Here is a 15,852-nt window from a genome sequence, read left to right as displayed (position 1 = left end):
CGCGCGTTATTCTGCGCGAAAGCGCCTGGCTGTGGCAACCAGCCCCGGCATCGCGCAAGCCGGGGTTTTGCGCCCTCGCAGTTTCGCGCACTACTGTGCACGCAATCAATCACCGACCGCGCAGTAACTGGAGGGCTTGGGTGGACCGGTACGCCAGATGGAACGCCCTGCTCGAGATGCTGACCGACAACGGCCGGGTCAGCGTCGAGGAGGCCGCCGAGCGGCTGGACGTCTCCCAGGCCACCATCCGGCGCGACTTCGACCAGCTCGCCCAGCAGCAGATGATCACGCGGACCCGGGGCGGCGCGGTCGCCAACGGCGTCTCGTACGACCTGCCGCTGCGCTACAAGACCGCCAAGCACTCGGCGGAGAAGCAGCGGATCGGCGCCGCCGCCGCGGCGCTGGTCTCGCCGGGCACCGTGGTGGGCCTCAACGGTGGCACGACCAGCACGGAGGTGGCCCGGGCCCTCGCCGTCCGGCCCGACCTGAACACCAGCGCCGAGGGCGCCCAGCTCACCGTGGTCACCAACGCGCTGAACATCGCCAACGAGCTGCTGGTCCGTTCCCGGATGAAGGTCGTGGTGGCCGGCGGCGTGGTCCGCCCGAAGTCGTTCGAGCTGGTCGGCCCGCTGGGCGGGGCGCTGCTGCGCGAGGTCACCCTGGACGTCGCCCTGCTCGGCGTGGACGCGATCGACCCGCAGCTCGGCGCCGCCGCCCACCACGAGGGCGAGGCGGCGATGAACAACCTGATGGTGGCCCGGGCCAAGCGGGTCGTGATCATCGCCGACTCGTCCAAGCTGGGCGGTCACGCCTTCGCCCGCATCTGCCCGGTGGACCGGGTGGAGACGCTGGTCACCGACTCCGGGGCCAACCCGGAGGTGGTGGAGGCGTTCCGCGCCGCCGGGGTCACCGTCGTCTGCGCCTGAGGTGAGGGGAGGGGCTCCGTCCTGACGCCTGGCGCGCGGGACGGGGCCCTTCTTTCATCCGATCGGCGCGTCGGATGCATACCGGGTATTGCTGGCGGCTGCATACCGCGTATGGTGTCGCGTGTCATACGCCATCGGGGGAGGTGCAGCTTGCCAGCTGTCCTGGAGATCGAAGGTCTCCGCAAGACGTACAAGAGCCGTCGGCGCGGCACCCGCAACGCGCTCGACGGTTTCGACATGCGGGTCGAAGAGGGGCAGGTGCACGGCTTCCTCGGCCCCAACGGGTCGGGCAAGACCACCACGCTGCGTACGCTGCTCGGCCTGATCCGACCCAACGGCGGCCGGATGGAGATCCTCGGGCACGAGGTGCCGGCCGCGCTGCCCGCCGTCGCCGGACAGGTCGGCGCGATCGTGGAGAGCCCGCAGTTCTTCCCGCACTTCACCGCGCGGGACACCCTGTCCCTGCTCGCCGGCGCGGGCGACGTGCCGCAGCACCGGGTCGACGAGGTGCTGGAGCTGGTCGGGCTGCGCGACCGCGCCGGCGAGCGGGTCAAGACCTACTCGCTCGGCATGAAGCAGCGGCTCGCCGTCGCCTCGGCCCTGCTGAAGAACCCGAAGCTGCTGATCCTCGACGAGCCGGCCAACGGCCTCGACCCGGGCGGCATCCGGGAGATGCGCACGCTGACGCGCAGCCTCGCCGAGTCGGGGATGACCGTGGTGCTCTCCAGCCACATCCTCGGCGAGATCCAGCTGATCTGCGACTCCGTCACCATCATCTCGCTGGGCCGGCGGGTGGCCTTCGGGCCGGTCGAGCAGGTGCTCGCCGAGCACTCCTCCGGCGCGGTCCGGGTGCGGCTGGAGGCGGTCACCGATCTGCCGGTCGCCGCCGAGGCGCTGAGCCGCGCCGGGATCCGGGTGACGGGTCAGGCCGACCACCTGATGCTCGCCGGGGTCGACAAGCCGGCCACGGTGACCCGGCTCCTCGCCGAGCAGGGCCTCTACGTCAGTGAGCTCGCCCCGGTCGCCGTCGACCTGGAGAGCGTCTTCCTCGAACTGACCGCCACCGCGCCGGTGCCCGGCCAGCACCGGCAGGTCGACCAGTCCACGAAGGTCGGTGGCGCGGGGCAGCCCGGTGCCACCGGAGGAGGGTGGGGCGCGTGAGCCTCTACCGTACGGAGCTGCGCCGGCTCGCCAAGCGGCGCTTCACCCGCTGGATGAGCCTGCTGGGCCTGCTGGTGCTCGCGTTGGTGGTGGTCGGGGTCTTCCTCACCAACGAGAAGATCGACGCCGCCACGCTGGCGAAGGCCGAGCGCGCCGCCGAGCAGCAGTGGCAGCAGGACGTCCGCCACAACGAGCGGTACCGCGCGGAGTGCGAGAAGGCGAAGGCCGCGGGGACGGGCCAGACCGAGGGCTTCCCGGAGGACTGCGCGTCCATCCAGCCGCCGCCCCGGGAGGCCATCGAGGCGGAGTGGTTCCTGCCCTCCACCTTCGACTTCCGGGAGCACTTCGGCTTCACCCTGCTGCCGCTCGCGGCGATCCTGGCGCTGGTCGGGTTCGTCGTCGGCGCCTCCTTCGTGGGGGCCGAGTGGAACACCGGCGGCATGATGAACCTGCTGCTGTGGCGGCCGAAGCGGCTGACCGTACTGCTGACGAAGCTGGCGGCGCTGCTCACCGGGCTGGTCGCCCTGGCGGTGCCCACGACGCTGCTCTGGTTCGGCAGCTTCTGGCTGGTCGCCGTCTTCCGCGGCAGCACGGCGAAGATGACCTCCGGGGCGTGGCAGTCCTTCGCACTGACCGGGCTGCGCGGGCTGGTGCTCGCCCTGGTCACCGCGACCGTAGGCTTCGCGCTCGCCTCGTTGGGGCGGCACACCGCGATGGCCCTGGGCGGCGTGATCGCTCTGATGGTCGTCGGCCAGTTCGGCCTCGGCATCCTGCTGGCGATGGCCGGCGTGCGCTTCGCCGAGGCGTGGCTGCTGCCCACCTACGCCACGGCGTGGATGCAGAAGAAGGTGACCCTGGAGGACTGGAACACCTGCCAGGCCACCTACTTCGGCGAGTGCAAACCGGACACGATGGACATCACCTGGCAGCAGTCCTCGGTGATGATGGCGGTCGGGTTCGTGGTGATCCTCGGCGCGGCCCTCTGGGCGATGCGCCGGCGCGACATCTCCTGACCGCGGGCGGTGCGATCGGCGGCTCTCCCCGGCCCCCGGTCGCACCGCCGCCTGGCCGGCCGACCGCGGACACGGCGTGGACCGGAGCGGTCACGTTCCGGCACCGTCGTCCGATGCGAACCGGGTCGGCCCTGGTTAGGCTGAGGTCCCCCACCGGTCGGCGTCGTGGTGTGCCGCCCGCCAGCCCCACGAGGAGCCCCATGCAGCCCGCCGACGCCGCCCCGGCCGCCACCGAGCCGCCCGTGCCGGGTCGGCCCGGCGGGACGGGCGCGACCGGCGAGGCGCGCGACGCCGGCAGCGTCGTCCCCCAGCCGCGCACCGGGCCGGTCGCCGGGGCGCCGGCCGTGCCGCAGCCCCGTTCGGCGGAGCCGGACGCCGCAGCGGCGCCGCCCCGTTCGGCGGAGCCAGACGGGGCAGTGGCGCCGCCCGGCGACGCGGACGCACCGGCGGAGGCCCGGCCGGGCGGTGGCCTGACCGAGCGGGAGCGCGGCATCCTCGCCTTCGAGCAGCAGTGGTGGCGGCACGCCGGCGCCAAGGAACAGGCCATCCGGGACACCTTCGGCCTCTCGGCCACCCGCTACTACCAGTTGCTGAACGCGCTGCTCGACAACCCGGCCGCCCTCGCCGCCGAGCCGGTGCTGGTCGGGCGGCTACGCCGGTTGCGGTCCTCCCGGGCCCGCAACCGCCGTCGCTGAGCGCTGTCGCACCCCGCGACCGGTCCCGGCCCCGCCGACCCCGATCCGACCGACCGGTCCCGTCTCGCCGGCGTGGCGTCGCGCCCAGGGGGTCGCCGCTCCTACCCCCGACGCCGCGCCGGAATGTCGGCGAGCCGCGCGGGTACGCGGGTGTCGTTCCGGGCCGCGTCTCGCGGCCGGTTCACGTTCCGGGCCGTGACCTGCGGCCCGGGGCCGACGGAGGGAGCGGGCGATGACGCAGATCAACCCGAGCCGGCCACCGGACGGTGCGACCGGCACCGCACAGCAGGCCCGGCACGAGGCGTCCCGGGTCGGGCACGAGGCGTCCCGGGTCGGGCACCAGGCGACCCAGGCCGGCGGGCAGGTCGCGCACGCGGCCGCCGAACAGGGCGGACAGGTGGCGTCGGAAGCCCGGCGGCAGGCGCGCAACCTGACCGGCGAGGCCGGCACGCAGTTGCGCGACCAGGCCCGGTCGCAGCAGCACCGGGCCGCCGACGGGCTGCGCGGCATCGGGCGCGAACTCAGCTCGATGGCGGAGCGGAGCGAGGACTCCGGGATGGCCGGTCAGGCGGTCCGCCGGGCGGCGGACGCCGCCCAGCAGGCGGCCGGCTGGCTCGACGAGCGCGAACCCGGGGCGGTGCTCGACGAGGTGCGGTCGTACGCGCGCCGGCACCCGGGCACCTTCCTGGCCGGCGCGGCCCTGGCCGGCATGCTGGTCGGGCGGCTCACCCGAAACCTCAGCGCCTCGGGCGACGGGGCGCGGGGCACGGGCCAGCCGTCTACGCCGCCGACCGCCGCGCCCACCGGGCGGGCGGCCGCGTCCACCACGGCCGGGCCGCAGCCGTACGAGCGGACGGTCGAGGCGCCGTACGCGCCCGAGGAGGCGTACACCGGGACGGCGCGGGTGCGCAACGCCTCGCCGCCCGGTCGGCAGGGGCCGGACATCCCGGGCGGGGTGGCGCCGTGAGTGCCCCCGAGAAGGAGCGGACGCAGTCGGTCGGCGACCTGCTGGGCGACGTGACCCGGGACTTCTCCACGCTGGTCCGCAAGGAGGTCGAACTGGCCAAGGCGGAGGTGCGTGAGGAGGCGGGTCAGGCCGGCAGGCTCGCCGGCATGTTCGGCGGGGCCGCGCTGGCCGGCTTCCTGACGGTGCTGTTCGTGTCGTACGCGCTGTGGTGGGGGCTGTCCAACGTGATGGACCAGGGCTGGGCGGCGCTTATCGTGGCCGTCATCTGGGCCGCCGTCACGGGTGTCCTGCTCACCAGGGCGCGGAAGGAGAAGGCGCAGCTCCGCTCGGTGCTGCCCCGGACGAAGCAGACCGCACGGGAGATGCCGGACGCGATGCGCGGCCGGTGAACCAGCCCGGGAGGGAGCAGATCATGTCCAACGATCCGGACCGGATCCGGCGGGAGATCGAGAACACCCGGAACGAACTGAGCAGCGACGTCGACGCGTTGGCCGACAAGGTCAATCCGCGGCGGGTCGCCGGTGAGCGCGTCGGGCAGGCTCGTGGCGCGCTCACCCGGGCCAGGGAGAAGGTGATGGGCGTGCAGTCGGACGGACACGGCGCCGCGCAGCGGATGTCGCAGGCGACAGGTCAGCGGATGTCGCACGCGGCCGATTCGGCGCGGGGCCTCGGGGAGCAGTCCCGGGAGCGGATGTCGCATGCGGCCGATTCGGCGCGGGGCCTCGGGGAGCAGTCCCGGGAGCGGATGTCGCACGCGGCCGGGTCGGTGCGGGAGGAGGCCCGCTCGCTCGGGCAGCAGTCCCGCCAGCAGGCGCAGGGCAACCCCCTCGCGGCCGGTCTGATCGCCTTCGGCGCCGGGCTGCTGGTCTCGTCGCTGATTCCGCCCAGCCGTCCCGAACGGCAGTGGGCCGGGCAGGCGAAGGACATGGTGAGCGAGCACTCCGACCAGCTGCGCGCGCAGGCCGGACACCTGCGGGAGCAGGCCGGCGAGGTGGGCCGCGAGATGGGCCGCGAGGTGGGCCACCACCTGCGCGAGCCGGCGCAGGAGGCGGCCCGGGCGGTCGGTTCCACGGCCGTCAGTGGCGCGTCCGCCGTCCGGGAACAGGGTCGGTCGGCCACCCACCAGATGCAGGGGCAGGCGCATGAGGCCGCCGACGACCTCCGTCGCCGCTGAGGCGACCCGGGTGGTCGGGGCGGCGCGGACGATGCGGGTACGCTCCGCGTCCGCGCCGCCGCCCGGCCGGCCGGCGAACGAGGACTTCGTCTTCCGGTTCGGGCCACTGGTGGGTGTGCTGGACGGCGCCAGCGTGCCGGAGGGCTTCGACACGGGCTGCGTGCACGGGCCCGCCTGGTACGTCCGGCACCTCGCGGCCCGGCTCGGGCTGGCGGAGGCGGTCCGCCCGACGGCGACCCTGATGAGCAACCTGGCGGCGGCGGTCCTCGCCGTGCGGGCCGACCACGGCGACGAGTGCGACCTCGACCACCCGGGCACCCCGTCGAGCACGGTCTGCCTGCTGCGCGACGGCGGCGACCACCTCGACTACCTGGTGCTCTGCGACAGCCCGCTGGTGCTCGACGCCGGGGGGCGGGTCAGCGTGGTCACGGACGACCGGCTGGACGCCGCGACGGCGGGGCTGCGGTCCATGGTCGCGGCCGTGCCGGCGGGCTCCGCCGACCGGCTGATCCGGTTCCGCCAGGCGGTCGGCATGCAGCGGCAGCGGATGAACCGGACCCACGGCTACTGGGTGGCGGCGGCCGACCCGGACGCGGCGTTCCACGCCGTGACCGGGACGCTGCCGCTGCGCGGGCCGGGCGCGGTACGCCGGGCGGCGCTGCTCAGCGACGGCGCGTCGGCCCTGGTGGAGCAGTTCGGCCTCCTCGACTGGGCGGGGCTGCTGGACGTGGCGACCGCCGAGGGGCCGGGCGCGCTGATCGACCGGGTACGCGCCGCGGAGCGCGACCACCCGGACCGGTTGCGCCGGCACAAGCCCGCCGACGACGCCTCGGTGGTGCTCTGCGAGTTCGACGCCGAGGGGCCCTGACCGGCCCGGGCCGGGCGGGTTCCCCGCTGCCTTGCGCGGGCCGGACGGGCCTCGACAGCGGAGCGTGAGGCGGAACACGATGCGGGCCGACCGGCCGGTACCTTCGGCCGGACCGCCAGTCGCTGCCCGATGGGGTGGACTTGGGCCGGTGGGGGCGGCAGACTGCGGCACGTGGCGGGAACGGTACGGCTGGAGCCGGTGGACGAGCGGAACCTGGAGCCGTTGCTCTCCGTAGCGGCTGCCGAGGCGGAGCCCGATGACGTGATGCCGCCGGTGGAGGCCCCGGCGGGCTGGTCACACGCCCGTCGGGAGGCGTTCCGGGAGTTCCACCGGGCGAGCTTCGCGGGGCTGGACGGCCCGACGGGCACCTGCATGTACGCGATCCTGGCCGGCGGCGAGGTCGTCGGGATGATCCGGATGACCCGCCGCGAGCAGCCCGGCACCGTCGAGACCGGGATGTGGCTGGGCCGCTCCGCCCGGGGCCAGGGGATCGGCGCGGTCGCTCTGCGTGAACTGTTGAACGAGGCGGCGGCGGCCGGAATGCGGCTCGTGGTCGCGGAGACCACCGCGGACAATCACGGCGCCGTTTCCGTGCTGGAGAAGTGCGGCGCCAAATTGCGCGAGGACGGCGGTAAGGTGCACGCCGAGATATGCCTCGATTCGACGCTGCCGGCCCTGTGACAGCGATTCCGCAATCCTTTCCTTTCTGACGTTCTTCCTGCTCGACGCTGTCCTCCTGTCCGCTTTGCGCGTTTGACGAGGTGCGTGGTCCGGTGCCGGCCAATGGCGTTGGAAAAAGCACGGGAGTGTTTCGCGGATAGGTCAACGGGTACTGCCCGTCGGGTCCGATTGAACGGGACACCTGATCTGCGGTCCGGCGCGTGCTGATCCCCGGCGGCCATTCTTTCGACCATTGCCGTCAGGTGTCCGGCGCTCCGGGGAGCGAAGGAGAACTGATGAACAGCGGAGCACGAATCGGGCTCGCGGTCGGCGTCGGCTACCTGCTCGGCCGCCGGCGCAAGCTGCGTACCGCCCTCACCCTGGCCGCCGCGGTCGCGGCTGGCCGGGCCAGCCGGGAGCCGGGCGGACTGCTGAAGGCGGGCGGCAACCTGCTCCACTCGTCCCCCCACCTGGGCAGCATCGGTCGCCTCGGCAGCCCGCTCGCCGCCGCCTCCAAGGCGGCCGCGACCGCCGCCGCCGGCAGCGGCATCGATGCCATCAGCGGCAAGCTGCGCGGCTCGGCCGACGCGCTGCGCCGTAAGGGCGGGGCCGGCGCGCCCGACGGGTCGGGCGACGGCGACCGGCCGGACCGGGACGCCGACGGCGGTCAGCAGGGGCGCGACGCCGATGGCGGGCAGCGGGAGCGTGACACCGCCGGCGGTCAGCAGGGGCGCGACGCGGACGGCGGTCAGCGGGAGCGTGACACCGGCGGCGGTCAGCAGGAGCGCGACGCCGACGCCGACAACGAGCAGCGGGGGCGGTGACCATGCCGGAGACGACGAACCCCGGCGGCCTCGGGAACAAGGTCCGGGACCAACTCGCCGGCGAGGCGCGCAACCTCGCCAGCGCCATCGGCGAACGCGCGATGCAGGTGGTGACCGAGCGGATCACGGGCGCGACCGGCCGACTCAGCGACTACGCGAAGCAGGGCGGCGGTCCCGGTCTGATCGCCGCCGCCACCGGCGCGCAGAAGCTCGCCGAGGGGGGTTCACCGGTGAAGGCGATGTTCCATGCCGGAGTGGCCGGCGGTAAGGAGAAGATCATGTCGGCGCTCGGCAAGGGCGGCAAGGGCGGCGGCAAGAAGCTCAAGGTCACCAACATCGTCGAGGCGGTCGAGGTCGGCGTGCCGGTCCGGGTCGCGTACGACCAGTGGACCCAGTTCGGCGACTTCCCGAGCTTCATGAAGAAGGTCGAGAACGTCGACACCGAGTCGGACGAGAAGCTGAGCTGGAAGGCGCAGGTCTTCTGGTCGCACCGCACCTGGGAGTCCACCATCGTCCGGCAGATCCCGGACAAGCTGATCCACTGGCGCTCCAAGGGCGACAAGGGCTTCGTCGACGGCACGGTCAGCTTCCACGAGCTGTCGCCCGACCTGACCCGGATCCTGGTGGTGCTGGAGTACCACCCGAAGGGCCTCTTCGAGCACACCGGCAACCTGTGGCGGGCCCAGGGCCGCCGCGCCCGGCTTGAGCTGAAGCACTTCGTCCGGCACGTGATGACCCAGACCGTCCTCGATCCGGACTCGGTGCAGGGCTGGCGCGGTGAGATCGAGGACTCGAAGGTGGTCCGCGACCACGAGACCGCCCTGCGCGAGGAGCAGGAGGAACGGCAGCGGCAGGAGGAGGGCGAGGAGCAGGAGGAGCGCGAGCCGCGCGGCCGGCGCGAGCCCGAGCCCGAGGAGGAGGCCGAGGAGGAACCGCGCGAGGAGCGCCGGCCCGCCGAGCGTGGCCGCCGCCGACCGCCCCAGCGCCGCCGCCCGGTCGAGGAGGACGAGTACGAGGACGAGTACGACGAGGACGAGTACGACGAGGAGCCGGAGGAGGAGGAGCAGCCCCCGCCGCGCCGCCGCGCCCCGGAGCGGGCCCGTCGCCCGCAGCCCCGCGAGGAGCCCCGCCCCCGTGAGGAGCCCCGGTCCCGCGAGGAGCCCCGCCCCCGCCGTTCCCCGGAGGCGCCTCGCCGTCCCGTGGTCCGCCGCCGACGGGAGGAGCGCGAGTGACGATCGCGACGAGTGAGGGCCAGGCCGGCGGCGCCCTGGAACGCGGGGGAGCCGGATCGAGCCTGGCCGACGTGGTGGAGACCGTGCTGGACAAGGGCGTGGTGATCGACGCCCAGGTGTCGGTCGCCGTGGTCGGCATCCAGCTGCTGGAGATCAACGCCCGGATCGTCATCGCCAGCGTGGAGACATACCTGCGTTTCGCGGAGGCGGTCGACCGGTTCGACATCACCCCGAAGGGCCAGAAGGGGCTCCCCGACCTGGTCGAGGGGGCCTCCGGGGCGGTCGGCGCCGGCAAGGCGGTGTCCGGGGTCGGCAAGACGGTCGGCGCGATCGGCGGCGCCGTCAAGGACGCCGTCGGCGAGCTCGGCTCGGACGACCGGGACCGGGGCCGCGAACGACCCCGCCGACGCCGGGACGAGGAGCGCTGAGCATGGCCGAGGAGACCGGACTCTTCATCTACGGCATCGTTCCCTCCGACGTGGAGCCGACCCCGGACGCAGCCGGGGTCGGCGACCCGCCCGGGGAGGTGGCGGCGGTCCGGCACGGCGAACTGGCCGCGCTGGTCAGCGAGGTCAGCCTGACCGAGCCGATCGGCCGGCCGGCGGACCTGACCGCGTACCAGGAACTGGTGGACGGCACGGCCGCGGTGGCGCCGGTGCTGCCGGTGCGCTTCGGCACGGTCGTCACCGGGCCGGACGCGGTCGCCGACCTGCTGGACGCGCACCACGAGCGCTTCGCCGCCGCCCTCGACGAGTTCGAGGGCCGGATCCAGTACACGGTGCACGGGCGCTACGACGAGGCGAACCTGATCGCGGCGGTGTTGGCGGACAACCCCTCCGCCGCCCAGCTGGCCGACGAGGTGCGCGGGCAGCCGGAGGCGGCTACCCGGTCGCAGCGGATCCGGCTCGGCGAGATCATCAGCCAGGCGGTGGAGCTGCGCCGGGAGGCGGAGAACCGGCAACTCGCCGACGCGCTCGGCCCGCTCGTCGTGGCGAGCGCGCCCCGGGCGCCGAGCAACGAGCTGGACGCGGCGAACGCCGCCTTCCTGGTCGACCAGGACCGGGAGGACGAGTTCGTCTCGGCGGTCGAGGAGTACGCCGAGCAGCGCCGGGAGCTGATCCGGATGCGGCTGCTCGGCCCGCTCGCCCCGTACGACTTCGTCAGCGCCCATCAGCTGATGGGGTGACCGGTGGACATCCTGTGGGCGCTGCTGACCCTGCCGTACGCGCCGGTGCGGGGGCTGACCGCGGTAGTGAAGGTGATCGCCCGGGAGGCGGAGTCGCGGCAGCGCAACCCCGTCGACATTCGGCGGGAGCTGGAGGCGCTGGACGCGGCGGAGGCCGCCGGCGAGATCAGCGCCGCGGAACGCGACCGGGGGCAGCAGCAGGTGCTGGAGCGGCTGACCGGCGGCGCCCGGCGGCCGGCCCCCGCCCAGGGCCGGAACCCGACCCGGAACGATCCCGGGTCCCGCCGCGAGAACGGCGGGACCCGGCGCCAGCCGGGCCCGGAACGGGCCCGACAGGGCGGCCCGGAACACGCGCGTCAGGGCGGTTCGGAACGGGCGCGGCAGCCCGGCCCGGAACGGGCGCGGCGGGTTGGCGTCGAGCGGGCGCACCAGGTCGGCACGGAACGGGCGCGGCGGATGTCGCGCGGCGGCGGCGAGGGAGGTGGGCGCGATGGTGGATCTGATCCGCGGCGACGGCGGTCGGGCGCGTAGGAACGAGCCTGTCGACGACCGGTACGACGACGAGGAGGAGTACCTCGAACCGATCTCGGCCGCCGAGGCGGCGCGCGAGGGGATGCGGCAGATCGTCGAGCTGACGGGCCGGGATCCGGTGGGGACCACCTCGCTCAAGGCGTCGCGCGACGGCTGGCTGGTCGGGGTCGAGGTCATCGAGGACCGGCGTATCCCCAGCTCCACCGACCTGCTCGGCCTCTACGAGGTGGAGCTGGACCTGGAGGGCGGCCTGCTCGGCTACCGGCGGGTGCGGCGCTACCAGCGCGGGAAGGGCGAGGTGGGTTGAGGTGAGCGTGCAGCCGCCGCCGGTGGTGCAGAACTCCGGCCAGGTCCTGCCCGCCGGCCACGAGCCGGCCAATCTCGGCGACATCCTGGAACGCGTGCTCGACCGGGGCATCGTGATCGCCGGCGACATCCGGGTCAGCCTGCTCGACATCGAGCTGCTGACGCTCAAGCTGCGCCTGGTCATCGCCTCGGTCGACACGGCCCGGCAGATCGGCATCGACTGGTGGGAGCACGACCCGTGGCTCAGCTCCCGGGCGAGGCCGCCGGTGGAGCCCGGCCCACGGGACCCGGAGCAGGTGGAGGCGGAACGACGTCCCCGGGTCGCCCGGGCGGCCGCCGACCGGGAGGAGCGGCATGAGTTCGACCGTTGACCTCGTGCCCGCCGCCGGGCCGGCGAGCCTCGGCGTCGGGGTGTGGCTGCACGGCGTGGTGCGGGACGTCGACCCGGCCCTGCTCGCCACGACTCCCGGGATGGACGGCGCCGCGGTGCGCGCGGTGCGGGCCGCCGGCCTGGTCGCCGTCGTCAGCGCCGCGCCGCTGGCCGAGTACGGCGAGGAGGCGCTGCGCCGGAACCTGGAGGACCTGGCCTGGCTGGAGCGGGCGGCCCGCACGCACCACGCCGTGGTCGCGGCCCTGTCCCGCGACGGCGCCGTGGTGCCCGCCCGGCTGGCCACCGTCCACCACGACGACGCCCGGGTCGCGGGGCAGCTCACCGCCCGCCGGGTCGAGCTGACCGCCGTCCTGGACCGGCTCACGGGCCACGACGAGTGGGGCGTCAAGGGGTACGTCGTGCCGGGCGCGACGCCCCGTGCGGCGGAGCCCGCCGGGTCGGGTGGCGCCGGGGCGGCGTACCTGCGGCGGCGCCGGGCCCAGCTCACCGCCCGCGAGGAGGGGCAGCGGATCGCCGTCGACGCCGCCTGCGCCGTGCACGAGGCGCTGGCCCGGCACGCGGTGGCCGCCCGGCGGCACCCCCCGCAGGACCGCCGCCTCTCCGGCGCGCCCACCGCCATGGTGCTCAACGGGGCGTACCTGGTCGGGCACGGGGCGCTCGCCGGATTCCGCGAACTGGTCGGCGCGCTCGCCGGGCGGCACCCGGAGATCCGACTGGAGCTGACCGGCCCGTGGCCGCCGTACTCCTTCGCCGAGGAACGGCCCGCCGAACCGGCGCTCACCGTGCGGGAGCCGGCGTGCTGACGGCCCGGGGGCCGGCGTGGTGACCACGTCGCTGGCGCCGAGCAGCGCCGACGACCCGCTGGCCTACCGGCCGGTGGCCCTGGTCGACCTGCTCGACCGGGTCCTCGCCACCGGCGTGGTGATCAGCGGCGACATCACCATCGCCATCGCCGACGTCGACCTGGTCCGGATCTCCCTGCGCGCCCTGGTCGCCTCCGTCGGCGCGCTCGCCCCGCCGGAACTGCCCGACGCCGCCCCGGACGACCTCGCCTGGACGCCGGGACCGCCGGCATGACCGCCCCCGGCGCCCGCGCCGACGGCCCCGCCGGGAACGCGGCCGGCCCGGGTGGGAACGCGGCCGGCCCGGGCGGCGGGGCCGGGACGGCGGGCGTGAGCCGCCCCGGCGGTGCCGGCACCCGCCGGGACGAGGCCGCCGAGCTCGCCGCCGCGCTCGGCGACACCCGGTGGCAGCCGCCCCGGGTGACTCCGCTGGACCGCCGGCTCGCCGTCGACCGGGACTCCGTCGAGCGGGGACTGGCCAGCCTCGTGCTCACCGTGATCGAGCTGTTGCGGCAGCTCATGGAGCGACAGGCGCTGCGCCGGGTCGACCTCGGCGACCTCACCGAGGAGCAGGTCGAGCGGATCGGCACCACGCTCATGGCGCTGGAGGAGCAGATGACGGGGCTGCGCGAGTACTTCGGCCTCGCCCCCGAGGACCTGAACCTCGACCTCGGGCCCCTCGGCCCCCTCCTGCCCACCGACTGACGCCCCCGGCCCGCGTCGGCCCGCCGACGGCGCCCGCGGCGCCACGCCGGCAGCCGGCGGTCAGCCGGAGCGTTTCTCGGCGTACGCGGCGAGCCAGGCGACCTGGGCCGGGTCCAGGGACGGGCGGACCCGGGCCCGGGCCGCCGCCACGTGCGCGCCGGTGACCGTGGACGCGGTCAGCGACTCCCGCATGGCGGCCAGCGCCGCCTCCCGCACCAGCGCGGCACAGTCCGCCGCCGAGAAGCCCTCCAGCTCCCCACCCAGCTCCGCGAGGTCCACGTCGGGCGCCAGCGGCACGTTGCGCGCCGAGGCGCGCAGGATCTCCGCCCGCGCCGGCCCGTCCGGCGGCGGCACGTAGACCAGCCGTTCCAACCGTCCGGGGCGCAGCAGCGCCGGGTCCACCAGGTCGGGGCGGTTGGTCGCGCCGACCACCACCACGTTGCGCAGCGTCTCCACGCCGTCCAGCTCGGTCAGCAGGGCGGCCACCACCCGGTCGGTGGTGCCGCCGTCGCTGGCCTGGCCGCGCACCGGGGCGAGCGCGTCCACCTCGTCCAGGAAGATCAGGGTGGGCGCGGCCTCCCGGGCCCGGCGGAACAGCTCGCGGACCGCGCGCTCGCTCTCGCCGACCCACTTCGACAGCAGCTCCGCGCCCTTCACCGAGAGCACGTTCGCCCGGCCCGAGCCGGCCAGCGCCGTCACCAGGTAGGTCTTGCCGCAGCCCGGCGGCCCGTAGAGGAGCACCCCGCGCGGCGGCTGCACGCCGAGCCGGGCGAAGGTGTCCGGGTAGGTCAGCGGCCAGAGCACCGACTCGGTCAGCGTCTCCTTGACCTCCGTCAGGTCACCCACGTCGTCCAGCGTCACGGAGGCCAGCTCCAGGGTGGACGCGGCCATGGTGGTCGGGCGGACCACCTCCAGCGCGGCGGTGAAGTCGGCCATCGCCACGGTCGGCGTCTCGGCCGACTTCTGCCGCAGCGCCGCGCGCACCCCGGCCTCACGCAGCAGCGCGGCCAGGTCGGCGGCGACGAAGCCGGGGGTACGCCCGGCGACCTCGTCGAGCCGCACGTCGTCGGCGAGCGGGACCTGGCGGGTCAGCACCGTCAACTGCTCCCGGCGCAGGGCGGCGTCCGGCAGCGGGACGCTGATCCGCAGCGAGAGCAGGTCCGGGGCGCGCAGCGCGGGGTCGACGGCCTCGGGCCGGCCGGTGGTGCAGACGACCGCCGCCCCCGCCCGTACGGTCTCGGCGACCACCTGACGGAACACGGTCGCCACCGGCCCCGGCCCGTCCGCCGGGGCGAGCGCCTCCACGTCGGTGACCAGCAGCACCCCGGGGCCGTCCGCGCGCACCTCGGCCGCGGCGGCGCGCAGCCGGTCGGCGGCGGCCTGGTTGGTCAGCGCGGCCACCTCGGGGGCCCAGAGCGGGCTCACCCGGGCCCCGACCCGGGCGGCCACGGCCCGCACGAGCGCCGCCTTGCCGGAGCCGGCCGGCCCGGCGATGAGCACGCCCAGTGAGACGGTGGTGCCCAGCCGGCCGAGCACCTCCCGGTGGTGGAAGCCGAGGTCGAGCAGCTCGGTGAGCTCCTCGGCCTGCGCCCGCAGCCCGGGCAGCTCGTCCACCGCGGGCGGCGCGTCGTCGACGGTCCGCCCGGTGGCGTCCACGGCGGCCGGGCGGCGTACGCCCGCCGGGCCGGCGCCCGTGCCACCCGCCCGGCCCGCGGCGGTCCCGTTCGCCGTCGTCCCGGCCGCGTCGGCGCGTCGCGCGAGCGGGGCGGGGCCGGTGCCGGCGGAGCCGTGGGTCGCCTGGCCGTGCTCCCAACCGACCACGGTGTCCATGGTGACCAGCGAGCCGGGCCCGGGCTCGGCGGCGACCACGGCGAGCAGGGTGCTGGTCCAGGCGTACCCGACGCTGTTGGAGAGGCTGCGTCGGGCGGCTTCCACCAGGCTGCGCACCGAGGCGTCCGGCAGCACGTCCTGCGGCAGCAGCGACACGTCGTCCCCGGTCGTCACCACCTTGCCGAGCAGGGCCAGCCGGAGCATCTCGGGGGAGACCACCGCGGCGATCTGCGCCGGCCCGGCGAGGAGCACCCGGCCGGCCGGCGTGACGGGCAGGGGGCTCACCGTCACCTGGCCGCCGTCGCGGATCCCGAGGTTGCCCAGCATCAGGTCGTCCGCGTAGAGCAGCGCGGTGCTGGCGGCCGGCTCGGCCGGCGCGACGATGCCGGCGGTCACCCGCCGGCCCGCCAGCCGCACCGGGTCGCCGGGGCGCAGCGCCAGCGCGGTGAGCACCTCCGGGTGCAGCCGGACGATGCCCCGCCGGGCGTCCAGGGCCGCCGGCCGCAGGCTCGCGGTCAGGGTCAGGTCGGGTTCCGCCACC

19 protein-coding genes and 1 pseudogene are annotated in these 15,852 nt (G+C 75.3%); 19 read left to right on the top strand and 1 reads right to left on the bottom strand.

Going from position 1 to position 15,852, the window contains the following annotated elements:
* The first annotated feature begins 140 nt into the window (after positions 1–140).
* The 19 genes and pseudogenes from AB0G08_RS05375 (at position 141) to AB0G08_RS05285 (ending at position 13,481) form a co-directional block, all read left to right on the top strand.
* A complete protein-coding gene (locus AB0G08_RS05375; RefSeq protein WP_088998118.1) occupies positions 141–926 on the top strand; it encodes a DeoR/GlpR family DNA-binding transcription regulator in 786 nt (261 codons plus the stop codon).
* 150 nt (positions 927–1,076) lie between these two features.
* Entirely contained in the window at positions 1,077–2,087 is a 1,011-nt protein-coding gene (locus tag AB0G08_RS05370; RefSeq protein ID WP_358083392.1) for an ATP-binding cassette domain-containing protein, read from the top strand.
* Positions 2,084–3,100: an ABC transporter permease subunit gene (locus AB0G08_RS05365; RefSeq protein WP_358083389.1), complete on the top strand. Its 1,017-nt coding sequence runs from the start codon at positions 2,084–2,086 to the stop codon at positions 3,098–3,100. Before AB0G08_RS05370 ends, AB0G08_RS05365 begins: the two co-directional genes overlap by 4 nt.
* A 200-nt stretch (positions 3,101–3,300) precedes the next feature.
* On the top strand, positions 3,301–3,795 hold the full coding sequence (locus AB0G08_RS05360; RefSeq protein WP_358083386.1) for a DUF3263 domain-containing protein: 495 nt from the start codon (positions 3,301–3,303) through the stop codon (positions 3,793–3,795).
* A gap of 232 nt (positions 3,796–4,027) precedes the next feature.
* Entirely contained in the window at positions 4,028–4,762 is a 735-nt protein-coding gene (locus AB0G08_RS05355) for a hypothetical protein (protein ID WP_358083383.1), read from the top strand.
* Positions 4,759–5,151 (top strand): phage holin family protein, encoded by a 393-nt coding sequence (locus tag AB0G08_RS05350; protein WP_358083381.1) that lies wholly within the window; start codon positions 4,759–4,761, stop codon positions 5,149–5,151. Before AB0G08_RS05355 ends, AB0G08_RS05350 begins: the two co-directional genes overlap by 4 nt.
* A gap of 23 nt (positions 5,152–5,174) precedes the next feature.
* Positions 5,175–5,936, top strand: coding sequence for a DUF3618 domain-containing protein (locus tag AB0G08_RS05345; protein ID WP_358083378.1), 762 nt, complete (start codon positions 5,175–5,177; stop codon positions 5,934–5,936).
* Positions 5,905–6,804: a hypothetical protein gene (locus AB0G08_RS05340; protein WP_358083375.1), complete on the top strand. Its 900-nt coding sequence runs from the start codon at positions 5,905–5,907 to the stop codon at positions 6,802–6,804. The genes AB0G08_RS05345 and AB0G08_RS05340 overlap by 32 nt, the downstream gene beginning before the upstream one ends.
* A 171-nt stretch (positions 6,805–6,975) precedes the next feature.
* Positions 6,976–7,485, top strand: a complete 510-nt coding sequence (locus AB0G08_RS05335; RefSeq protein WP_358083372.1) for a GNAT family N-acetyltransferase — start codon at positions 6,976–6,978, stop codon at positions 7,483–7,485.
* A 275-nt stretch (positions 7,486–7,760) separates the two neighbouring features.
* A complete protein-coding gene (locus AB0G08_RS05330; protein WP_358083370.1) occupies positions 7,761–8,288 on the top strand; it encodes a hypothetical protein in 528 nt (175 codons plus the stop codon).
* Positions 8,289–8,290: 2 nt separating this feature from the next.
* Positions 8,291–9,520, top strand: coding sequence for an SRPBCC family protein (locus AB0G08_RS05325; protein ID WP_358083367.1), 1,230 nt, complete (start codon positions 8,291–8,293; stop codon positions 9,518–9,520).
* A 2-nt stretch (positions 9,521–9,522) separates the two neighbouring features.
* Positions 9,523–9,732 (top strand): annotated as a pseudogene (gvpJ, locus tag AB0G08_RS05320) (gas vesicle protein GvpJ); the annotation flags it as partial.
* A gap of 218 nt (positions 9,733–9,950) precedes the next feature.
* On the top strand, positions 9,951–10,706 hold the full coding sequence (locus AB0G08_RS05315) for a GvpL/GvpF family gas vesicle protein (RefSeq protein ID WP_358083363.1): 756 nt from the start codon (positions 9,951–9,953) through the stop codon (positions 10,704–10,706).
* Between the two features lie 3 nt (positions 10,707–10,709).
* Positions 10,710–11,237 (top strand): gas vesicle protein GvpG, encoded by a 528-nt coding sequence (locus AB0G08_RS05310; RefSeq protein ID WP_358083360.1) that lies wholly within the window; start codon positions 10,710–10,712, stop codon positions 11,235–11,237.
* Positions 11,197–11,544: a gas vesicle protein gene (locus AB0G08_RS05305; RefSeq protein WP_358083357.1), complete on the top strand. Its 348-nt coding sequence runs from the start codon at positions 11,197–11,199 to the stop codon at positions 11,542–11,544. The genes AB0G08_RS05310 and AB0G08_RS05305 overlap by 41 nt, the downstream gene beginning before the upstream one ends.
* Before the next feature lies 1 nt (position 11,545).
* Positions 11,546–11,914 (top strand): gas vesicle protein, encoded by a 369-nt coding sequence (locus AB0G08_RS05300; protein WP_358083354.1) that lies wholly within the window; start codon positions 11,546–11,548, stop codon positions 11,912–11,914.
* Positions 11,898–12,737 (top strand): GvpL/GvpF family gas vesicle protein, encoded by an 840-nt coding sequence (locus tag AB0G08_RS05295; RefSeq protein WP_358083351.1) that lies wholly within the window; start codon positions 11,898–11,900, stop codon positions 12,735–12,737. The genes AB0G08_RS05300 and AB0G08_RS05295 overlap by 17 nt, the downstream gene beginning before the upstream one ends.
* A gap of 19 nt (positions 12,738–12,756) precedes the next feature.
* Complete coding sequence (locus AB0G08_RS05290; protein WP_358083348.1) at positions 12,757–13,011, top strand: gas vesicle protein; 255 nt, start codon at positions 12,757–12,759, stop codon at positions 13,009–13,011.
* Positions 13,008–13,481: a gas vesicle protein K gene (locus AB0G08_RS05285; RefSeq protein WP_358083345.1), complete on the top strand. Its 474-nt coding sequence runs from the start codon at positions 13,008–13,010 to the stop codon at positions 13,479–13,481. The genes AB0G08_RS05290 and AB0G08_RS05285 overlap by 4 nt, the downstream gene beginning before the upstream one ends.
* A 60-nt stretch (positions 13,482–13,541) precedes the next feature.
* Here AB0G08_RS05285 and AB0G08_RS05280 read toward each other — a convergent pair whose 3' ends face one another.
* Complete coding sequence (locus AB0G08_RS05280; protein ID WP_358083343.1) at positions 13,542–15,851, bottom strand: AAA family ATPase; 2,310 nt, start codon at positions 15,849–15,851, stop codon at positions 13,542–13,544.
* Between the last annotated feature and the right edge of the window lies 1 nt (position 15,852).

Origin of the sequence: Micromonospora sp. NPDC023644 (genome assembly GCF_040640115.1) — a bacterium.
Taxonomy (GTDB): Bacteria; Actinomycetota; Actinomycetes; order Mycobacteriales; family Micromonosporaceae; genus Micromonospora.
Note: the sequence above shows the minus strand (reverse complement) of the source record. Positions and strands in the feature narration are given on the sequence as shown.